Origin of the sequence: Nostoc sp. DedQUE05 (assembly GCF_034530955.1) — a bacterium.
Lineage (GTDB): Bacteria > Cyanobacteriota > Cyanobacteriia > Cyanobacteriales > Nostocaceae > Nostoc.
The window spans coordinates 308766-327090 of the sequence record NZ_JAVRCB010000001.1 but is presented as its reverse complement, the minus strand read 5'-3'; the positions used below and the strand labels follow the sequence as shown (position 1 = coordinate 327090).

The 18325-nt window shown below is 41.9% G+C and carries 19 protein-coding genes and 2 pseudogenes; 17 read left to right on the top strand and 4 right to left on the bottom strand.

Features of this window, described 5'->3' with window-relative positions; genetic code table 11:
* Positions 1–147 precede the first annotated feature (147 nt).
* Positions 148–2406 carry a hybrid sensor histidine kinase/response regulator gene (locus RMZ42_RS01395; protein ID WP_322669703.1) on the top strand — a complete coding sequence of 753 codons (2259 nt, stop codon included), beginning with the start codon at positions 148–150 and terminating at the stop codon, positions 2404–2406.
* A gap of 239 nt (positions 2407–2645) precedes the next feature.
* On the opposite strand, the gene RMZ42_RS01390 is transcribed toward RMZ42_RS01395, so the two are convergent.
* Positions 2646–3047 (bottom strand): hypothetical protein, encoded by a 402-nt coding sequence (locus RMZ42_RS01390; RefSeq protein ID WP_322669702.1) that lies wholly within the window; start codon positions 3045–3047, stop codon positions 2646–2648.
* Between the two features lie 272 nt (positions 3048–3319).
* Between RMZ42_RS01390 and RMZ42_RS01385 the strand changes: the two genes are divergently transcribed.
* From RMZ42_RS01385 to RMZ42_RS01375, 3 genes are all read left to right on the top strand, one after another.
* Positions 3320–4297 carry a chemotaxis response regulator protein-glutamate methylesterase gene (locus RMZ42_RS01385; protein ID WP_322669701.1) on the top strand — a complete coding sequence of 326 codons (978 nt, stop codon included), beginning with the start codon at positions 3320–3322 and terminating at the stop codon, positions 4295–4297.
* Between the two features lie 195 nt (positions 4298–4492).
* Positions 4493–5887, top strand: a complete 1395-nt coding sequence (locus tag RMZ42_RS01380; protein ID WP_322669700.1) for an ATP-binding protein — start codon at positions 4493–4495, stop codon at positions 5885–5887.
* Between the two features lie 256 nt (positions 5888–6143).
* Positions 6144–6452, top strand: coding sequence for an NIL domain-containing protein (locus RMZ42_RS01375; RefSeq protein WP_322669699.1), 309 nt, complete (start codon positions 6144–6146; stop codon positions 6450–6452).
* 70 nt (positions 6453–6522) lie between these two features.
* On the opposite strand, the gene RMZ42_RS01370 is transcribed toward RMZ42_RS01375, so the two are convergent.
* Complete coding sequence (locus tag RMZ42_RS01370; RefSeq protein WP_012407592.1) at positions 6523–7200, bottom strand: response regulator transcription factor; 678 nt, start codon at positions 7198–7200, stop codon at positions 6523–6525.
* A gap of 1100 nt (positions 7201–8300) precedes the next feature.
* Here RMZ42_RS01370 and groES point away from each other — a divergent pair.
* The 5 genes and pseudogenes from groES to RMZ42_RS01345 all read left to right on the top strand — a co-directional run bounded on the left by groES (position 8301) and on the right by RMZ42_RS01345 (position 11670).
* Positions 8301–8612 (top strand): co-chaperone GroES, encoded by a 312-nt coding sequence (gene groES / locus RMZ42_RS01365; protein WP_094348596.1) that lies wholly within the window; start codon positions 8301–8303, stop codon positions 8610–8612.
* 133 nt (positions 8613–8745) lie between these two features.
* Complete coding sequence (groL, locus tag RMZ42_RS01360; RefSeq protein ID WP_322669698.1) at positions 8746–10380, top strand: chaperonin GroEL; 1635 nt, start codon at positions 8746–8748, stop codon at positions 10378–10380.
* A 205-nt stretch (positions 10381–10585) separates the two neighbouring features.
* On the top strand, positions 10586–10897 hold the full coding sequence (locus RMZ42_RS01355) for a hypothetical protein (protein WP_322669697.1): 312 nt from the start codon (positions 10586–10588) through the stop codon (positions 10895–10897).
* Between the two features lie 103 nt (positions 10898–11000).
* Positions 11001–11450, top strand: a pseudogene (locus tag RMZ42_RS01350) (DUF4351 domain-containing protein); the annotation flags it as partial.
* 16 nt (positions 11451–11466) lie between these two features.
* Positions 11467–11670: a DUF4351 domain-containing protein gene (locus RMZ42_RS01345; protein ID WP_322669696.1), complete on the top strand. Its 204-nt coding sequence runs from the start codon at positions 11467–11469 to the stop codon at positions 11668–11670.
* Between the two features lie 43 nt (positions 11671–11713).
* Here RMZ42_RS01345 and RMZ42_RS34610 read toward each other — a convergent pair.
* Both RMZ42_RS34610 and RMZ42_RS01335 read right to left on the bottom strand, forming a co-directional pair.
* Positions 11714–11941, bottom strand: a pseudogene (locus RMZ42_RS34610) (type II toxin-antitoxin system HicA family toxin).
* A gap of 7 nt (positions 11942–11948) precedes the next feature.
* Positions 11949–12179 (bottom strand): DUF1902 domain-containing protein, encoded by a 231-nt coding sequence (locus RMZ42_RS01335; protein ID WP_322669695.1) that lies wholly within the window; start codon positions 12177–12179, stop codon positions 11949–11951.
* Positions 12180–12297: 118 nt separating this feature from the next.
* Here RMZ42_RS01335 and RMZ42_RS01330 point away from each other — a divergent pair, with 118 nt between their 5' ends.
* The 8 genes from RMZ42_RS01330 to RMZ42_RS01295 all read left to right on the top strand — a co-directional run bounded on the left by RMZ42_RS01330 (position 12298) and on the right by RMZ42_RS01295 (position 18070).
* Positions 12298–13077, top strand: coding sequence for a class I SAM-dependent methyltransferase (locus RMZ42_RS01330; RefSeq protein WP_322669694.1), 780 nt, complete (start codon positions 12298–12300; stop codon positions 13075–13077).
* A gap of 74 nt (positions 13078–13151) precedes the next feature.
* Positions 13152–13988 (top strand): urease accessory protein UreD, encoded by an 837-nt coding sequence (locus RMZ42_RS01325; RefSeq protein ID WP_322669693.1) that lies wholly within the window; start codon positions 13152–13154, stop codon positions 13986–13988.
* A gap of 42 nt (positions 13989–14030) precedes the next feature.
* Positions 14031–14333: an urease subunit gamma gene (gene ureA / locus RMZ42_RS01320; protein WP_322669692.1), complete on the top strand. Its 303-nt coding sequence runs from the start codon at positions 14031–14033 to the stop codon at positions 14331–14333.
* Between the two features lie 21 nt (positions 14334–14354).
* The gene (locus RMZ42_RS01315; RefSeq protein WP_322669691.1) at positions 14355–14660 is read left to right on the top strand and encodes an urease subunit beta; all 306 of its coding nucleotides are present in this window, start codon (positions 14355–14357) and stop codon (positions 14658–14660) included.
* A gap of 62 nt (positions 14661–14722) precedes the next feature.
* The gene (gene ureC, locus RMZ42_RS01310; protein WP_322669690.1) at positions 14723–16438 is read left to right on the top strand and encodes an urease subunit alpha; all 1716 of its coding nucleotides are present in this window, start codon (positions 14723–14725) and stop codon (positions 16436–16438) included.
* A gap of 3 nt (positions 16439–16441) precedes the next feature.
* Entirely contained in the window at positions 16442–17395 is a 954-nt protein-coding gene (locus RMZ42_RS01305; RefSeq protein ID WP_322669689.1) for a transposase, read from the top strand.
* 118 nt (positions 17396–17513) lie between these two features.
* Positions 17514–17699, top strand: a complete 186-nt coding sequence (locus tag RMZ42_RS01300) for a hypothetical protein (RefSeq protein ID WP_322669688.1) — start codon at positions 17514–17516, stop codon at positions 17697–17699.
* The gene (locus tag RMZ42_RS01295; RefSeq protein WP_322669687.1) at positions 17699–18070 is read left to right on the top strand and encodes a type II toxin-antitoxin system VapC family toxin; all 372 of its coding nucleotides are present in this window, start codon (positions 17699–17701) and stop codon (positions 18068–18070) included. The genes RMZ42_RS01300 and RMZ42_RS01295 overlap by 1 nt, the downstream gene beginning before the upstream one ends.
* Positions 18071–18325: the final 255 nt, after the last annotated feature.

Sequence of the window (18325 nt, the reverse complement as noted above, 5' to 3'; positions counted from 1 at the left end):
GTGCGAGTCGATACAACAAACGTGCAGGGCGATGCATCAAAGGTGCAGATTAAGAGACTTGTGTACACCACCGTAGCTTACGAGGAGAGGGGTTGAGGGAGAGGTTCTTCCAGGATTAATGAATCGGTGTTCTAGGAAGGTGTAGTAATGTTAGAAGAATTTGATGTCAGCAATCTTTCCTTGCTTGATTTATTCAACATGGAAGTAAAAGCCCAAGTTGTGGTATTGAACGATCGCCTGTTGGCACTGGAGACGAAGCCCGATCCCCAAGAAGAACTCGCAGCTTTAATGCGCGCAGCCCATTGCATCAAAGGCGCTGCGCGAATTGTCCAAATCGATCCGGCTGTCAACCTTGCTCACGTCATGGAAGACTGCTTTGTGGCGGCTCAAGAGAGAAAAGTTACCTTAACTGCCGATCGCATTGATGTATTGCTGCAAGGGGTAGATATGCTCTTGCGGATAGCTCAAATGGTTACAGCCAACCCAAATTTACAGCTGTTAGAAGATGTTGGCATTCAATCATTGGTGAGGGCGATCGCTAATATCCTAACTCCAGAGGCAACCTCTACAGAAATTCATCCCCTAATCACAACAGCGCAGTTAGAAGACAACCAACAGACAACCCTTATTTCCCCATCCCCATTAGAAGAACTGGGCATCACCCAAAATCGGGCGGTGCGAATGAGTACTGAAAATTTGAATCGCTTGATGGGTTTAGCAGGAGAGTCTTTAGTTGAGGCGAATTTATTAGAACCATTTGCTAACTCTTTGCTGAAACTGAGAAGCAATCAGGGGGAATTGTCCAACTTACTGGAGAAGTTGCAGGAGTTATTGGGCAAATATCATCTGGATCGGCAAATTAAGGAAACCTTGAGTGCAACTCATCAAAAAGCTCACGAATGTTACCAGATGATAAGCGATCGCCAAAACGAACTAGAACAATTTTCTCAGCGTTCTGCTAACCTTTCCCAGCGCTTATATCAAGAAGTTATTGCTACCCGAATGTGTTCCTTTGCGGATGGAGGACAGGGATTTCCCCGGATGGTGCGCGACTTAGCTAGACAATTGAGTAAACGGGTGAAACTGGAAATCGTCGGGAAATCTACTTTGGTAGATCGAGATATTTTAGAACGTCTGGAAGCTCCATTAACTCATATCCTGCGGAATGCGATCGATCATGGCATTGAATTGCCCCAGGAACGTTTAGCAGCAGGAAAGCCAGAAGAAGGAATTATTCGGATTGAAGTTACCCATCGCGCTGGAATGTTGTTTATCACCGTTGCAGATGATGGACGGGGAATCGATATCGAGTTTTTGCGCCAAGTTGTAATCAGCAAGCAACTGACAAACCCGGAAATGGCAGCCCAACTTACCGAAGTTGAGTTGATGGAATTCTTATTTTTGCCTGGTTTCTCCACAACCCAAACTGTCACCGAAATTTCGGGACGCGGTGTGGGGCTGGATATCGCCCATAGCACAGTGCGGGAAGTTGGCGGCACACTACGGGCGGTTTCTGTGTTGGGAAGGGGTATGACCTTTCACTTGCAGTTACCGCTAACGTTATCTGTGATTCGCACCCTGTTGGTAGAAATTGCTGGCGAACCCTATGCTTTTGGGCTAACGCGCATTGAACAGGTGTTGATATTATCGAAGTCTAAGATTGCTGTATCGGAAAATCGCCCATTTTTCCTGATAAATAATCAACCTGTGGAGTTGATTTTAGCAAGTCAAGTTTTAGAGTTAGCCTCGCCTGCGGTGAATATAGAATCGTTATCAGTGATTGTAATTAGCGATCGCCTCAATCGTTACGGATTAGTTGTAGATCGGTTTCTCGGTGAGTGCAATTTGGTTGTCCGACCCTTAGATCCCCGTCTTGGTAAAGTCCCAAACATTAGCGCCGCAGCCCTGATGGATGATGGTTCTCCAGTATTGATTGTCGATGTTGAAGATTTGGTACGTTCTATTGCGAAGGTGTTTTCTAGCGGACAACTTTCTCAGGTAAATCAGTCTGCTCATCAGGCAGTTACCAAAACTTACAAGCGAGTATTAGTAGTAGATGATTCGATCACTGTGCGCGAAATGGAACGCAAACTCTTGGAAAACAATGGTTACAAAGCGGAAGTGGCGGTTAATGGTATTGATGGTTGGAATGCAATCCGCAGCGGCGATTATGACTTGGTAGTAACAGATATTGATATGCCTCGGATGAACGGCTTTGAACTCACCAGCCAGATAAAAACTCATGCCAAGTTGAAGCAAACACCTGTGATTATCGTTTCTTACAAAGACCGGGAAGAAGACCGACTGCAAGGATTAGAAGCAGGTGCAGACTACTACTTAACTAAGAGCAGCTTTCATGACGACACTCTGTTAAAGGCGGTGATTGATTTAATTGGAGAGGCTTGATAATAATTCGTAATTCGTAATTAAGAAAGTAAGATTTTAGAACTAGCACTTTCAAGGTGACGAACGAAGATACGTTGTTTCAGTGCTACCATTTTGAATCCTCCGCTCAGATTTTGGGCTTTTTGAATGTTGAAATTAGCAATTCTCGTTCCAAATTTCACCACCTTGAAAGAGCTGAATCTAGGACTTACGCATTGACAAAAAATCTCATCCATCTCCCTGTACTGTCTGTCTAGTAATCAGGATTCTTGCCGAATTTGGTTTCTGATAAAAAGTTGTTCTGCATTAAGTAGGATGACTAGTAGCCCTACAGATGCTCTGGCGATTACCGGAGTTGTCCAGTTGTGATTCACCAGGTCGGGGATGGTTATAACAAGCATCAATACAATGATGAATATTGGTATAATCATCACAATATTCCGATCCCAAGCAGGTTTATCGCGCAGTCTCGCTTCGCTTTGTAGTACGCGATTGCGCCAAAATGGAAAAGTACTTAGGACAGAGGTAAGGTATAACAGTCCAGCATTAATTAGCAGAATTGTTCTAACGTTTGGAGTGATGTCAGAATTTCCAAAGAAGATCGCTGTTAGGCAAGCTCCCGCTGCTAGATACAGAAAAGTAAACAGGGTAAAGTGCTTCATTGGTTACTCCTTATGCTTTATAAACTGGAGTTTTCGACTATATGGCAAAGGCATTTAAATTATATAGGACTAGCCCTTTCAAGGTGACGAACAAAGATACATTGTTTCAGTCCTACCATTTTGAATCCTCCGCCGAGATTTTGGGCTTTTTGAATATTGAAATTACCAATTTTCGTTTTAAATTTCACCACCTTGAAAGGGCTGATCCTAGATTTAATCTGGGTTTTTATCTGTTGTATTTGTCGCGTTATTTTGGAGAAATGTCATAATTTGTGAGAATTGCGATCGCTAACGATATGTTAATGGCTGTAGAGGTACTGCGGCGGGCTGTGGTAAAAATACCAGGTTACAAGCTGGCGTGGGTTGCCTACGATGGTGCGGAAGCTGTGAGCAAGTGTGCGGCTGATACTCCCGACTTGATTTTGATGGATGTGCTGATGCCCAGCATGGATGGAGTAGAAGCTACACGGCATATCATGAGACAATCTCCCTGCGCGATTGTGATGGTAACAGCTAGCGTTAATCGCTATGCAGCCAAGGTTTTTGAAGCAATGGGGTATGGAGCCTTGGATGCCATCAATACGCCAATCTTAGGCGATGATGGGTTACTAAATAAAATTGCCACGATCGCCCGCTTAATTGGCAAATCTTCACATCGGCGATCGCCGCCTGTCCATCACTCAAAATCACTTCCACCTCTAATTGTGATGGGGTCTTCCACTGGTGGGCCCCAGGCATTGAAAACTATTCTCTCTCAATTTCCCCAAGATTTTCCAGCGGCTGTGGTTGTTGTTCAACATATAGATGCTCAATTTGTCGAAGGTTTTGCCGCTTGGTTGAATGAGCAAATTCCTCTGCCTGTGCAAATTGCGATCGCAGGTTCTACACCACAGCCTGGTAAAGTTCTGCTTGCTGGCACAAATCTTCATTTAATAATGCGTCCCGACCTCACCTTTAGCTATGACAAAGAACCACTACATTTTTTCTATCGTCCATCAATTGATGTTTTCTTCAAGAGTGTGGCTAAAAATTGGACTGGAAAAGGGGTTGGGGCCTTGCTGACGGGGATGGGAGGAGATGGCGCTCAAGGCTTAAAACAATTGCGCGAAGCAGGTTGGCATACTATTGCTCAAGACCGCAAAACTTGCGTTGTTTATGGTATGCCGAAAGTAGCAGTCGAATTAAAAGCTGCGGTAGAGGTTTTGCCAGTTGAGGCGATCGCATCAGCCTGCATCAACTTTACGGTATAATACTTAATTAACTAGTGTTACTTTATACTATAAATGAAATATGTGTATGAAAGCAGATACTTAAAAAACCTTTACGAAGTATTGCAAAACACTAACGTATTCAAATACTGAGATATAATTGCGACAATTGCCGATTAGTAGATTTAACTGTCTAGTTTGTAGTATTAAAAACAAAGACCTATTTAGAGGTACTAAATGAACCTGCAAGAAACAGCACTTTTAGAAATATCTCCAAAGACAGCAAGATTATCACCAAACTGGAGTCAACCACAAACTCCACAAGCTGCACCATTTATTCTGAATGCCAAAATATCTACAGTCAGGCTTTTGCTAATTGACGATCAGGTAATTATCAGCGAAGCCTTCCGTCGGATGGTTGCGACAGAAACAGATATATCCCTTCACTATACAAGCAATCCAGCTCAGGCTATTCAAGATGCGATCGCCATAGAACCAACGGTGATCTTTTTGGATATGATCATGCCAGATATCGATGGATTAATGTTACTGCGTTGGTTTCGCTCTCATCCAGTAACTCGTGATGTACCAATAGTCATGTTATCCAGTAAAGAAGAAGCAAAGCTCAAAGCAGAAGCTTTTACTGAAGGCGCTAATGACTACTTAATCAAATTACCAGATCCAGTTGAGTTAATTGCCCGCATTCGTTATCATTCCAAAGCTTACAATAACCTCAAAGCACTCACTACTGCAACTGCTACTGCCCAACTTCAAGCACAACAGTTAGAAAATACCTTACGAGAATTACAAACTACCCAAGTTCAATTGATCCAGACAGAGAAAATGTCTAGCTTGGGTCGGATGGTTGCAGGTTTAGCCCACGAAATTAATAATCCTGTTAATTTTATTCACGGTAATTTTAATCATCTGAATAACCATGTCAACTGTCTTTTAAATTTAATCCAACTATATCAACAAGAACATCCAGATTCGTATTCTTTATTTGAAGAGAAATTTGGCGACTTTAATATTGATTTCATCATCGATGATTTACCAAAAATTCTTTCATCCATGAGGATAGGAACCGATCGGATTCGTGACATCGTGCTGTCCCTAAAAAACTTTTCTCGACTCGATCAGTCAGATAAAAAAGCTGTGAATATTCATGAAGGTATTGAAAGTACTTTATTACTTTTAAATCATCGATTACAACCAAAAATTGAGATTATAAAAAAATATGGAAATCTCCCACCAGTTCAATGTTATCCAGCACAACTAAACCAAGTATTCATGAATATCCTTAGTAATGGCATTGATGCTTTACTAGAGCTAGATAATCAGATCCCAAAGCAAATTATAATTCAAACTGAAGTAACTAAATTAGAAACAGTCATCATTACATTTAGAGATAACGGTAATGGAATAGATTCCGAGATTCAAAGCAAGATATTCGAGCCTTTTTTTACAACTAAACCCATCAACAAAGGAACGGGGCTAGGTTTAGCAATTAGCCATCAAATTATTGAGAAACATCAGGGAAATATCCAGCTAAAGTCTGAACTTGCTCGTGGAACGGAATTTACGATCGAAATTCCAATAGCATTAAATGTTAATAGTAAAAGCAACACTTGATTAAAATTTAATCGGAGAATTATTCTCCAAGATGTTTATTCATCTTTCAACAAAGATTTACTTATAAGTTAATAAATTTATAATCCACTTAAATGCGATCGCACTTTTATAGTAATCCATAATTCATCTCATCGAATCTTGATGATGAATTATGAATCATTTGCTACTGTTTGCGTGCATAGGATGAGTAACGCTAGTGTTAAAAGAAGTCGTACAAAGCCAAACCCTCATCCCAGAAGTCGAATAGGAAGCTAGAATGGCAATTCCAAATAAACAAGTAAAATATAATACTGATATTTTAGATAATAGACGCACCCAAACTCGCATCCAGGTTCGTATTCCTAAAGACTTGCATGAGGAACCAGTCATTTCACGACTGGTTTCTCACTATGGGATCACAGTAATTATTGCTACTGCCGAGATAAGCGCAAACGTGCCACAATATAGCTGCTTTGATCTGGAACTACGGGGCACTGTTTCCCAGATTGAAAGTGCCTTGACTTACCTGGATGAACTGGATTTAGAAGTTTTGCACCAATCCAGCCCTGAAGAAGATGGTTGGTAAATATTAGTTAGGAGTTAGGAGTTAGGAATTAAAAAATTCATAACTCCTAACTTTTAACTCTTAACTTTGTTTAGGCCATTTGATTTTCAATCGCCCACCGCGCTAGTTCAGTGCGATTGTGGAGATTGGTTTTGCCCAACATATTGGACACATGGCTTTCAACCGTTCGTTGACTAACATTGAGTTCTTCAGCAATTTCACGGTTAGCTAAACCCCTAGCAACAAACTGAACTACTTTCAGTTCGGTTGGGGTTAATTGCACATCGAAGGGAACTTGGATACGGGAACCGTTTTCGCCTCCTTTTGCTTGGTGTTCTTTCCAACGGATAGTTTGTTTCAGCGAGGACTCAACTTGCGCTACGAGTTCTTCTGGTTCAAAGGGTTTGACCATATAAACATCAGCACCTTTATTCAGACCCTTAACTCGGTCTGCACTTTGTCCCTTAGCTGAAAGGAAAAGAACCGGAATCCAGCTGGTGCGTTCGTTTTGCCGGACTTGTTCCACAAAAGTATATCCGTCCATTTCCGGCATCATCACATCGCAGATGATCATGTCTGGAACATCTTGCTCTAAAATTTCCAGAGCTTCACGTCCATTTTCAGCGGTGATGACTTCATATCCCCGGAATTCCAAGTAATCCTTCACCAGCAAGATGAGGTTAGGGTCATCATCAATCAATAGAAGTCGTTTGTGATCTTTCATGCTGGGCTCTTTCATAGCAGTGGCACTTGTCGCGCTTCGGTCCATCAAAGTCTTGAATATTTATCCTCTATGGTGGGTTATTCGAGATGTTGTCCTTTTCCTACTTAACTTGCCTTTGCTGTCTCGAAGTCTCAAAAATGCCGAGCACTTTCAATAGACTAGTAGCTCGATAGCAAAAGTCCAGCAAGGATACGTATAGCAGTAGTATCTATAATGCGCTATTATATATCGCTTTGAAAGGGGCGGGGTAAAAAACACTGATTAAATAATAATCTTTCGGACTCACAAGTAAGTATTGGCTTAAAGATGACCCTACCTCAAAACCAACCCGCACTTTCTTAAAGCCTACTGCTATACCATATCCTTTCGTTGTTAAGCCTCTATGAGGTGTTCACAAGAAACTAGGGAAGTTTCAGGCAAAAGATGGATTGAAAACGCATATTCTTCTACCACCTTATTACCTATTCAGTGTTCTCGGACGATCCGCAGAGTAACTTCCGGGTTTGCTTGGCGATACCAGACACCATCAGGGTAAATCACCATTATGGATCTAGAACCAGAAACACGCAAGCAGTTGGCTTTAGTTTTATAGACGCAAATAGAATGACTTTAGTACGGCTCATCGAGTTTTAAATCTTTAAGTCGCTTTTTTAAGTAATCCCAGAATTCCAGACTAGCTCGTTTTGAGCAGCAATTGCCTGGTCAGCGCAAATAAAAATGTCTCGCTGAATTTTTGCAAGTCCTAAACTTTCTACACAATTACTCAGGGTCTTATGTTCTAAAGATTGAGTTTTTTAGGAATTTGATGGTTGGACTGGATCGCTATCACTGTATTGTTACTCATCGAGCGGCTCCCTGATTACAGTTCTATAACAATTTGCAAGCTTTGCAAATAAAGTTGACTGGAGAGTAGGGAGTGGAGAATTAAGAGTTATGAAAATTCTTCCCTATTCCCCATTCCCTACTCTCTTCGTAACTTACAGAACAAAACCCGCAAGGTATAAATAATTAAGCATTTATACTTAAGTACATCTATGACCTTCTAGTTCGGGAACCCGTACTCAAGGCATTCTTGCCATTGGACGACACTTTTCGGTAAATTAGCACTCAGGAGTTGAGAGTGCTAAACTCTGGAGAAAATAATTATGGCAGCTTTATCTCTAAGCGTTTCTACAGTTAAACCTTTAGGCGATCGCGTTTTCGTAAAAGTGAGCGCCTCTGAGGAGAAGACCGCAGGTGGTCTGTATTTGCCCGATACCGCCAAGGAAAAGCCCCAAGTAGGGGAAGTAGTGGCTCTTGGCCCTGGCAAGCGTAATGACGATGGAAACCGTCAGGAATTGGAAATTAAAGTCGGCGATAAGGTGCTGTACTCTAAGTACGCTGGCACTGACATCAAGCTCGGCACTGAAGAATATGTACTGCTTTCTGAAAAAGATATTTTAGCAGTTGTTATCTAGTGGTCATTGGTCATTAGTCATTAGCCAATGACAAAGGACAAATGACAAATGACGTAGATGCCCTCCGGGCGGCTTCCCGAAGGGTAAAACAAAAGACAAATGACAAATGACAAAGGACAACTAACAATAAATTATGGCAAAGCGCATTATCTACAACGAAAACGCCCGTCGCGCCTTAGAACGAGGCATTGACATCCTGGCTGAGGCTGTAGCTGTTACCCTTGGCCCCAAAGGTCGTAACGTAGTCCTAGAAAAGAAGTTTGGCGCACCGCAAATCGTCAATGACGGTGTAACGATCGCCAAAGAAATCGAATTAGAAGACCACATTGAAAACACTGGTGTAGCTCTGATTCGTCAAGCTGCTTCTAAGACCAATGATGCTGCGGGCGATGGTACTACCACCGCTACCGTATTAGCTCATGCGATCGTCAAAGAAGGCTTGCGGAACGTTGCAGCTGGTGCTAACGCAATTTCACTGAAGCGTGGTATTGACAAAGCTGCCAGCTTCCTGGTAGATAAAATTGCTCAACACGCCCGTCCAGTGGAAGATTCCAAAGCCATTGCCCAAGTTGGTGCGATCTCGGCTGGTAATGACGAAGAAGTTGGTCAGATGATTGCCCAAGCAATGGACAAGGTGGGCAAGGAAGGCGTAATTTCCCTAGAAGAAGGGAAATCTATGTTCACCGAGTTGGAAATCACTGAAGGGATGCGCTTTGACAAAGGCTATATCTCTCCTTATTTCGCTACCGACGCTGAACGGATGGAAGCGGTTTTTGATGAGCCTTTCCTACTGTTGACTGATAAGAAAATTGCTTTAGTGCAAGACCTTGTACCAGTGTTAGAGCAAGTGGCTCGTGCTGGTCGTCCTTTGGTGATTATCGCCGAAGATATTGAAAAAGAAGCTTTGGCAACCTTGGTAGTAAACCGTTTGCGCGGCGTACTCAACGTGGCTGCTGTTAAGGCTCCTGGCTTTGGCGATCGCCGCAAAGCACTATTAGAAGACATTGCCGTTTTAACTGGTGGTCAACTAGTTACCGAAGATGCTGGTCTGAAGCTAGATAACACCAAGCTGGATAGCCTGGGTAAAGCTCGCCGAATCACAATCACCAAGGACAGCACCACAATTGTTGCCGAAGGTAACGAAGCTGCTGTTAAAGCTCGTGTCGAACAGATTCGTCGTCAAATCGATGAAACCGAATCTTCTTACGACAAAGAGAAATTACAAGAGCGTCTTGCTAAACTCTCTGGTGGTGTTGCTGTAGTGAAAGTGGGTGCAGCAACCGAAACCGAAATGAAAGATAAGAAACTGCGCCTAGAAGACGCTATCAACGCCACCAAAGCTGCTGTGGAAGAAGGTATCGTTCCTGGTGGTGGTACAACTCTAGCTCACCTGGCTCCCGACTTGGAAGAGTGGGCAAAGAGCAACCTTAAGGATGAAGAGTTGATTGGTGCTTTGATTGTGGTTCGCGCCTTACCCGCACCTCTGAAGCGGATTGCTGAAAATGCCGGTCAGAATGGTGCTGTTATTGCTGAACGCGTGAAAGAGAAAGACTTCAACATTGGCTACAACGCTGCAACCAACGAATTCGTCGATTTGTTAGCGGCTGGTATTGTTGACCCTGCCAAGGTGACTCGTTCTGCTCTGCAAAACGCTGCTTCCATCGCTGGTATGGTGTTGACAACCGAATGTATTATAGTTGACAAGCCCGAACCTAAAGATAGCGCTCCTGCTGGTGCTGGTGCTGGCGGTGGCGACTTCGATTACTAATACTTTGTAGTTACATAATTTGTGAAAACAGCTGCTTCCTAATAGATGCAGCTGTTTTTTTGTTTGAAACGCGCTTGGTTGGTGAAGCCGTTGCAGCAGACTAGAACACAAAGGGCGCGAAAATAGTAGTACAAATATTCTGCTAATGAATAAACAGTATAAAAATAACAGTTATAATATCAATATTTAATAAATCACATTCACCATGAATTACATCTTAGAAACACAAGCAAGTTATGCTAGAAAAAATATCAATCAAAGATTAGAAGATTTTATTGATGCAGTTGATAATGATAAAAGTCTAAGTTCGGATATACGAGATCAGCTTGTGTATTTGAGATATGGTGATGCTTGTGAATTAACATCTATTACAAGTAAATTTAGACAACAATTATCAACAAGTCCCTATATACCTCTCGAAGTGGAAAGAAGAATACGATTGTTAGACTACTCTATCCTACATTGGGCAAGATTCTTAGATGTTAATACCTTATTTTTATACAACCAACTTTTCTAAGTTTAAATAGTTTATTTGTTACTATCTTTTATCTCTCAAAGCAGCTACTTGTATCAAAAAGTAGCTGCTTTTTGTAATTTTTATAAACTCAAGCAATTTCATTCGTGTAGTTCGCCTATGGGAGCAAGACTTAGCAACATTTCTAGTAAATACTTCACTTTTAGCAAGTTTGACGTGAACTGACTCGCCGCAAACTTTACTGGTACAAGTAGCTGAACAAGTCGCTACAATTTCAGATAGGGAGGAGCGACAAAATATTGCGGGTTGTGTAGAAATTCTGGTGGGTTTGCGGTTTGATAAGGATTTGATTCGGCAATTTTTGCGGGAGGATATTATGAAAGAGTCTGTAATTTATCAAGATATCGTTCAAAAAGAAGCGTTTAAATTAATAAGTCGTCTACTTAAACGGCGTTTTAGTGATAGTGATGGATCATTAATTGAGCAGGTTAGGAATTTATCTGCTGAACAGTTAGAGGAGTTGGGCGAAGAGTTGCTTGATTTTTCTGAAGTTGCTGATTTAGTAGCTTGGTTAGACGAGCAGAAGAGGGACTAAAATTTTTGCAGATAATATGGAAGAGTCTGTAATTTATCAAGATATCGTTCAAAAAGAAGCGTTTAAATTGATTAGTCGTCAGCTTAAACGGCGCTTTGATGATATTGATGTATCATTAGTTGAGCAGGTTAGGAATTTATCTGCTGAACAGTTAGAGGAGTTGGGCGAAGAGTTGCTTGATTTTTCTGAAGTTGCTGATTTGATAGCTTGGTTAGAATAGTAAAAACAAGCTTAATCAAAATGAATATAAACGTCCTTTATTACTAAGAGCGGTTAATAAAATCTTCAGGTTCAATACCAGCTTGCTTTAAAATTGCACGTAATATTCCTTCTGGCATATCACCAGAATGATTGGGAATAGTAGTGTAACGATTAGTTTCAGGATTAAACTAGATTTCATGACTCCCTGCGGCTTGACGATGAAAAACAAAGCCAAAGGTTTTTAATATTTTGATAATCTCTCTGTACCTAAACCCAGCTAGCCGTCCCATTAATTGACTACTGACCTACAACTAAAGGATAGTTAAATTGTTCAGCTATTGGTTGCAAATAATCTAGTTCTTTATCCTGAGATTGTGCTTCTAATAACTTACGCGCTACATCACGGGCAATTTCTAAAGTTTCAGCAACAGTCCGTCCTTGAGCTATTAAACCTTGAAGCTCATCAGATGTTGCTAAATAAACGCCTTCAGGTAGTTTTTCAATGTGGATGTTTAGCAATCTTTCCATTATTGTATGTAGATGTTACTGTTTAGAGCGGTTTAATTGTTATGATATCGCTTTTCTGAACTACAGCGATGTCTACGACGGGCTACGCCAACGCACTTCTTCTTTTCTATAAAAACTTATGAGTCAAATTAATCCTGAAACAACCCCCTTACATACCTTAAACCCACTCAACCGATTTTCTGACAGAGCAGAGGATTATGTAAAATATCGACCAAGCTATCCCGCAGATGCAATTGATATTATCTTGGAAGGATTAGGTGAAAATTCACAACTCGTAGCAGCAGATATTGGTGCAGGTACAGGAATTTCTTCAAAATTGTTAGCAGAACGAGGAGTTAATGTTATCGCCATAGAACCAAACGCGGCGATGCGAGAAGCTGCTAAACCACATCCTTTAATAGAGTTTCGTGATGGAACAGCAGAATTTACCCAATTACCTGATAATTCAATTGATTTAGTTACTTGTTTTCAAGCTTTCCACTGGTTCAATCCCGAACCAACTTTATTAGAATTTCACCGCGTTTTAAAACCATCAGCACGCTTGGCTGTCGTGTGGAATAATCGCGATCAAGAAGATGCGTTAACTACAGAATATAGCCGAATAGTCCGCGAAGTATCTAATAATCACCCAGCAGAATCTAGAATGCAGTCGGTAGAGCCACTGTTAGTAACTCCCTATTTTATTAATATCCACGAATATACTTTTACTTATAGGCAACAGTTAGATTTAACTGGACTTATTGGGCGAGCAATGAGTGTTTCTTATTTGCCACGTGAAGGCTTGGCATACGAACAGCTTATTGATAATTTTCAAGAATTATATCAGCGCTTTCGTGATGAAAGTGGTTTTATCTATATGGTCTATCGCACTAGCGTACACCTGGGCGAAAAACAATGATAAATTGCAAGTAAAGTAGCAGAGAATGCATTAAATAAATATAAGATATCTGAACTTTAATCTTGAATTTATAAATGACCTGCAATCCGCAAGCAGCAGAAGGTTGGCATGGCAAACTTAATTTAGTCTATGCCGATCGCCAGGGTAAAACCCAATTAATTTACAGTCACCAACAAGCGCCCCTGAAGGTACAACGTCCATTTTACCCAGAAGGGGAAATTTGTCATAGCGTCATTTTACACACGGCTGGGGGAATGGTGGGAGGCGATCGCTTATCCTCTAACATTCACCTCCAACCCCAAGCCCAAGCCCTAATCACTACAGCTGCTGCAAGCAAGATATACCGCAGTAATGGCTTACAAGCTAGACAAAACATCGAGATGCAAGTTGATGCTGGCGCTTGTTTGGAGTGGTTGCCGCAAGAGACAATTTTATTTAACGGTGCGATTTATCGGCAAGATTTACGGGTAGAATTAGCAACCGGGGGCAGTTGGTTAGGCTGGGAAATTACCCGGTTTGGTCGCAGTGCTAGAGGAGAAAAATTCTTGCAAGGGGAATGGCGATCGCACACGGAAATTTGGCAGCGAGATGTTCCCTTATGGATCGATCGGCAATGGTTACGGGGTAGTGAAGAAACTTTTCACAGTCCCCACGGCTTGGCTGGAAAACCAATAGTAGGTAGTCTAGTTTGGGTTTGTGGTGCAGTTTCATCAGAAATTGTCGAAAAAACGCGAAATTTATGGGATGGGAAAGGAGAAGCGGGTGTTAGTCGGTTACAACATGGATTATTGTGTCGATATCGCGGTGCTTCTACATCTGAGGTTAGAAACTGGTTTATTAATGTTTGGCAGTTGCTGCGAGTTTCTTTTTTAAATCGTGGTAATTGTATACCAAGAGTGTGGCAGCTTTGAACGAACCACGAAGGCGCGAAGGACGCGAAGGAAGAGGCAAGAATGCAACTTACGCCGCAGGAAAAAGATAAGTTATTAATTTTTACTGCTGCTTTATTAGCAGAAAGACGTAAAGTAAGGGGTTTAAAACTGAATTATCCAGAAGCAGTTGCTTATATTTCTGCTGCCATTTTAGAAGGTGCAAGAGATGGGCAAACTGTAGCTGAATTGATGAGTTATGGTACAACTCTCTTAACGCGAGATGATGTCATGGAAGGGATACCGGAAATGGTGCATGATGTGCAAGTTGAAGCAACTTTTCCTGATGGTACAAAGTTAGTGACAGTACATAGTCCAATTCGTTAATTTTTTAGTTTTTAATTTATTATGATTCCTGGAGAAATCATTACACCAGAAGGTGAAATTGAACTGAATGTTGGTCGTCCAACTATAAAATTGCTAGTGTCAAATACAGGCGATCGCCCCATACAAGTCGGTTCCCACTATCACTTTTATGAAGTTAACACCGCTTTAAACTTTGACAGAGAACAAGCCAGAGGAATGCGCCTCGATATCCCCGCAGGAACCGCAGTCCGCTTTGAACCAGGCGACGAAAAACAAATAACTCTAGTCCCCCTCGTCGGTACTCGCCAAGTCTACGGCTTCAACGCCAAAATTAACGGAAACCTCTAAAACCCTCCGCGTACCTCTGCGCTTCCCTCCGCGTCCCTTTGCGTTAAAAAAAAGGATTTTATATGCCTTACAAAATGGATCGCCGCGCCTACGCCGAAACCTACGGGCCAACAGTAGGCGATCGCATCCGACTTGCAGACACAGAATTATTTATTGAAGTTGAACAAGATTTCACCACCTACGGCGATGAAGTAAAATTCGGCGGCGGTAAAGTTATCCGCGATGGAATGGGACAATCCCCCATTTCTAAAGCCGATGGTGCTGTTGATTTAGTAATTACTAATGCTTTAATTCTCGACTGGTGGGGTATTGTCAAAGCAGATATCGGCATTAAAGATGGCAAGATTTTCAAAATTGGTAAAGCTGGAAATCCTTATATTCAAAATAATGTAGATATTATTATCGGCCCCGGAACCGAAGCTTTAGCTGGTGAAGGAATGATTCTCACTGCTGGCGGTATTGATGCCCATATTCATTTTATTTGTCCCCAACAAATTGAAGTGGCGATCGCTTCCGGGATTACTACCATGATCGGTGGCGGTACTGGCCCCGCCACAGGTACAAACGCCACTACCTGCACCCCCGGCCCTTGGAATATTTACCGAATGCTGCAAGCTGCTGATGCTTTTCCTGTCAACTTAGGATTTTTGGGTAAAGGTAACGCCAGTCAACCCCAAGGACTTGTAGAACAAGTAGCCGCCGGTGCAATGGGGTTAAAACTCCATGAAGATTGGGGAACTACACCCGCAGCAATTGATACTTGCCTCAGCGTTGCCGATGCTTATGATGTACAAGTAGCAATTCATACTGATACTCTGAACGAAGCCGGATTTGTCGAAGATACGATCGCAGCTTTCAAAAATCGTACCATCCACACCTACCACACCGAAGGCGCAGGTGGAGGACACGCACCAGATATCATCAAAGTTTGCAGCCAAGCTAATGTTCTGCCATCTTCCACCAATCCCACACGCCCTTACACCCTCAACACCTTAGACGAACACCTGGATATGTTGATGGTATGCCATCATCTTGACCCAGCGATCGCTGAAGATGTCGCTTTTGCCGAATCTCGCATCCGTCGGGAAACCATTGCCGCAGAGGACATTTTGCACGACTTAGGCGCATTTAGCATAATTTCTTCCGATTCTCAGGCAATGGGAAGAGTGGGCGAAGTGATAATTCGCACCTGGCAGACATCTCACAAAATGAAGGTGCAACGAGGAAGTCTTAACGCACAAGGAACAGAGCAAAGAGCAGACAATTTTCGGGCAAAAAGATATGTTGCTAAGTATACGATTAACCCAGCGATCGCTCACGGAATTGCTCAATATGTGGGTTCAGTGGAAGAGGGAAAATTAGCAGATTTATGTTTGTGGCGTCCTGCATTTTTTGGCGTGAAACCAGAGATAGTCATTAAAGGCGGAATGATTGCATGGGCGCAAATGGGCGATGCTAACGCCAGTATTCCTACACCGCAACCAGTCTATATGCGATCGATGTTTGGTAGTTTTGCAGGGGCGCGTCATGCCACATCGTTAACTTTTGTTTCCCAAGCAGCTTTAGAGAAAGAAATTCCCAGCCAGCTAGGTTTACAAAAGGCAGCAGTTGCAATTTCTGGAACACGCCAATTGACTAAGCGAGATATGAAGCTGAATGATGGACTACCCCACATTGAAGTTGATCCAGAAACATATCAAGTTAGGGCAGATGGTGAGTTGCTGATTTGTGAACCTGCGACAGTTTTACCAATGGCACAGAGGTACTTTTTGTTTTAGTTCATGACCGAGCAACTTACTGATTACGATAGTCCTTGGAAAGAAGTCATTGAGCTATATTTCCCCCGCTTTCTGGAATTCTTTTTCAGCCAAGCTTATGCGGAAATCGACTGGACGCGACCTTATGAATTTCTGGACACAGAACTGCAACAGCTAGAACCGGATGCAGAAATTGGGCGGCGTTTGGTCGATAAAGTCGCAAAAGTTTGGCTACTGAATGGAGAGGAAGCTTGGGTATTGGTTCATGTGGAAGTCCAAGGGCAATATGACAGCCAATTTGCCGAACGGATGTACACATATAATTACCGCTTGTTTGACCGCCATAAGAAGCGAGTCATTAGTTTAGCAGTTTTAGCAGATGAACAAGCGAATTGGCGACCTTCTAGCTACAGCTATCAACTGGGCGGATGTCGCGTCAGTTTAGAGTTTCCTGTAGCGAAACTGTTGGACTATGAGCAAGGGTGGGAAATCCTAGAGCAAACAACCAACCCCTTTGGTGTAATTGTGATGGCGCATCTCAAGACCAAAGCAACGCAACGAAACCTAGAAAATCGGCTACAGTGGAAACTAAGCCTAGTCAGACGGCTGTATGAACGGGGATATAGCCGGGAAGATATTCGGGAGTTATTTCGGTTTATCGACTGGATAATGGTTTTGCCAAAAGAGTTGGCGCTTAATTTTAAAACAGAAGTAAGAAGTTACGAGGAGGCAGATAGAATGCGGTACGTAACTAGTATTGAAAGGTTAGCAAAAGAAGAAGGAATTGTTGAAAATGCGAGAGAAAGCATTATTACAGTTCTAGAAACGCGGTTTGGAGAAGTGCCAAGCTCTATTGTCGAAGTTATCAATGGGATAGAAGAACCATCTGTGCTAAAAATGCTTTTCAAAAGTGCGATCGCAATTCCTTCCACAGCAGAATTCCAGCAAGTTTTAGATAATCTCACTTCTGGGAAATGAGCGTAGGCATAGAGCAGCTTTGCGGCTCATTGCTAGATATCGCTCTTAAAGATAAGAGCAAATAGTTAAACGTTGTATCTTGATGTAGAAAATCATGCTGCCTTTTAAGAAAAAAATTGTGACTGACGAAGCCATGCGTCCGGTAGCAGTGTTGATCGATTATCAAGACTGGCAGCAAATTGAGAAGATATTAGAAGCTCATCAATCACAACAAAAACAAGAGTTTAATTTAAACCAGTACGCGGGTGTAATTCAACTAACTCAAGATCCTTTAGAATATCAGCAGCAAATTAGGGATGAGTAGTGTTGACACAACCTTTAATTTTGTTAGATACAAATATAGTCTTATACTTTTTGGGTGGTCGCTTGGTAAATCCACTACCATCAGGACAATATTTTATTTCAATGATTACTGAGATTGAATTACTCTCTTATCCGAGTCTCAGTTCAGATGAAGAAACACAAATTATTGATTTTTTAAATAAAATTACAGTGATTGGTATTGATAATGATATTAAGAATTTAACAATTACATTTCGCAAACAATACAAACTCAAGCTTCCTGATGCAATAATTGCAGCAACTGCAAAATCTCTAAATGCAATATTGTTTACGAATGATGTAAGATTGACTAATTTAACAGAAATTAACACTCAGGTAGTGCAAATTGTGTAATTGGAGCGATGTCTACGACGGGCTTCTCTGCGAGAGGCTACGCCAACGCCTACGCAATTCCTTCTACAGCAGAATTTCAGCAAGTTTTAGATAATCTCACTTCTGGAGAATGAGCGATCGCTCTGATGCATTAACATAATAACACGCAGGCGTATTGGCATAACACGTCGATGTATTAACATAACACGTCGATGTATTGGCATAACACGTCGATGTATTGGCATAACACGTCGATGTATTGGCATAACACGTCGA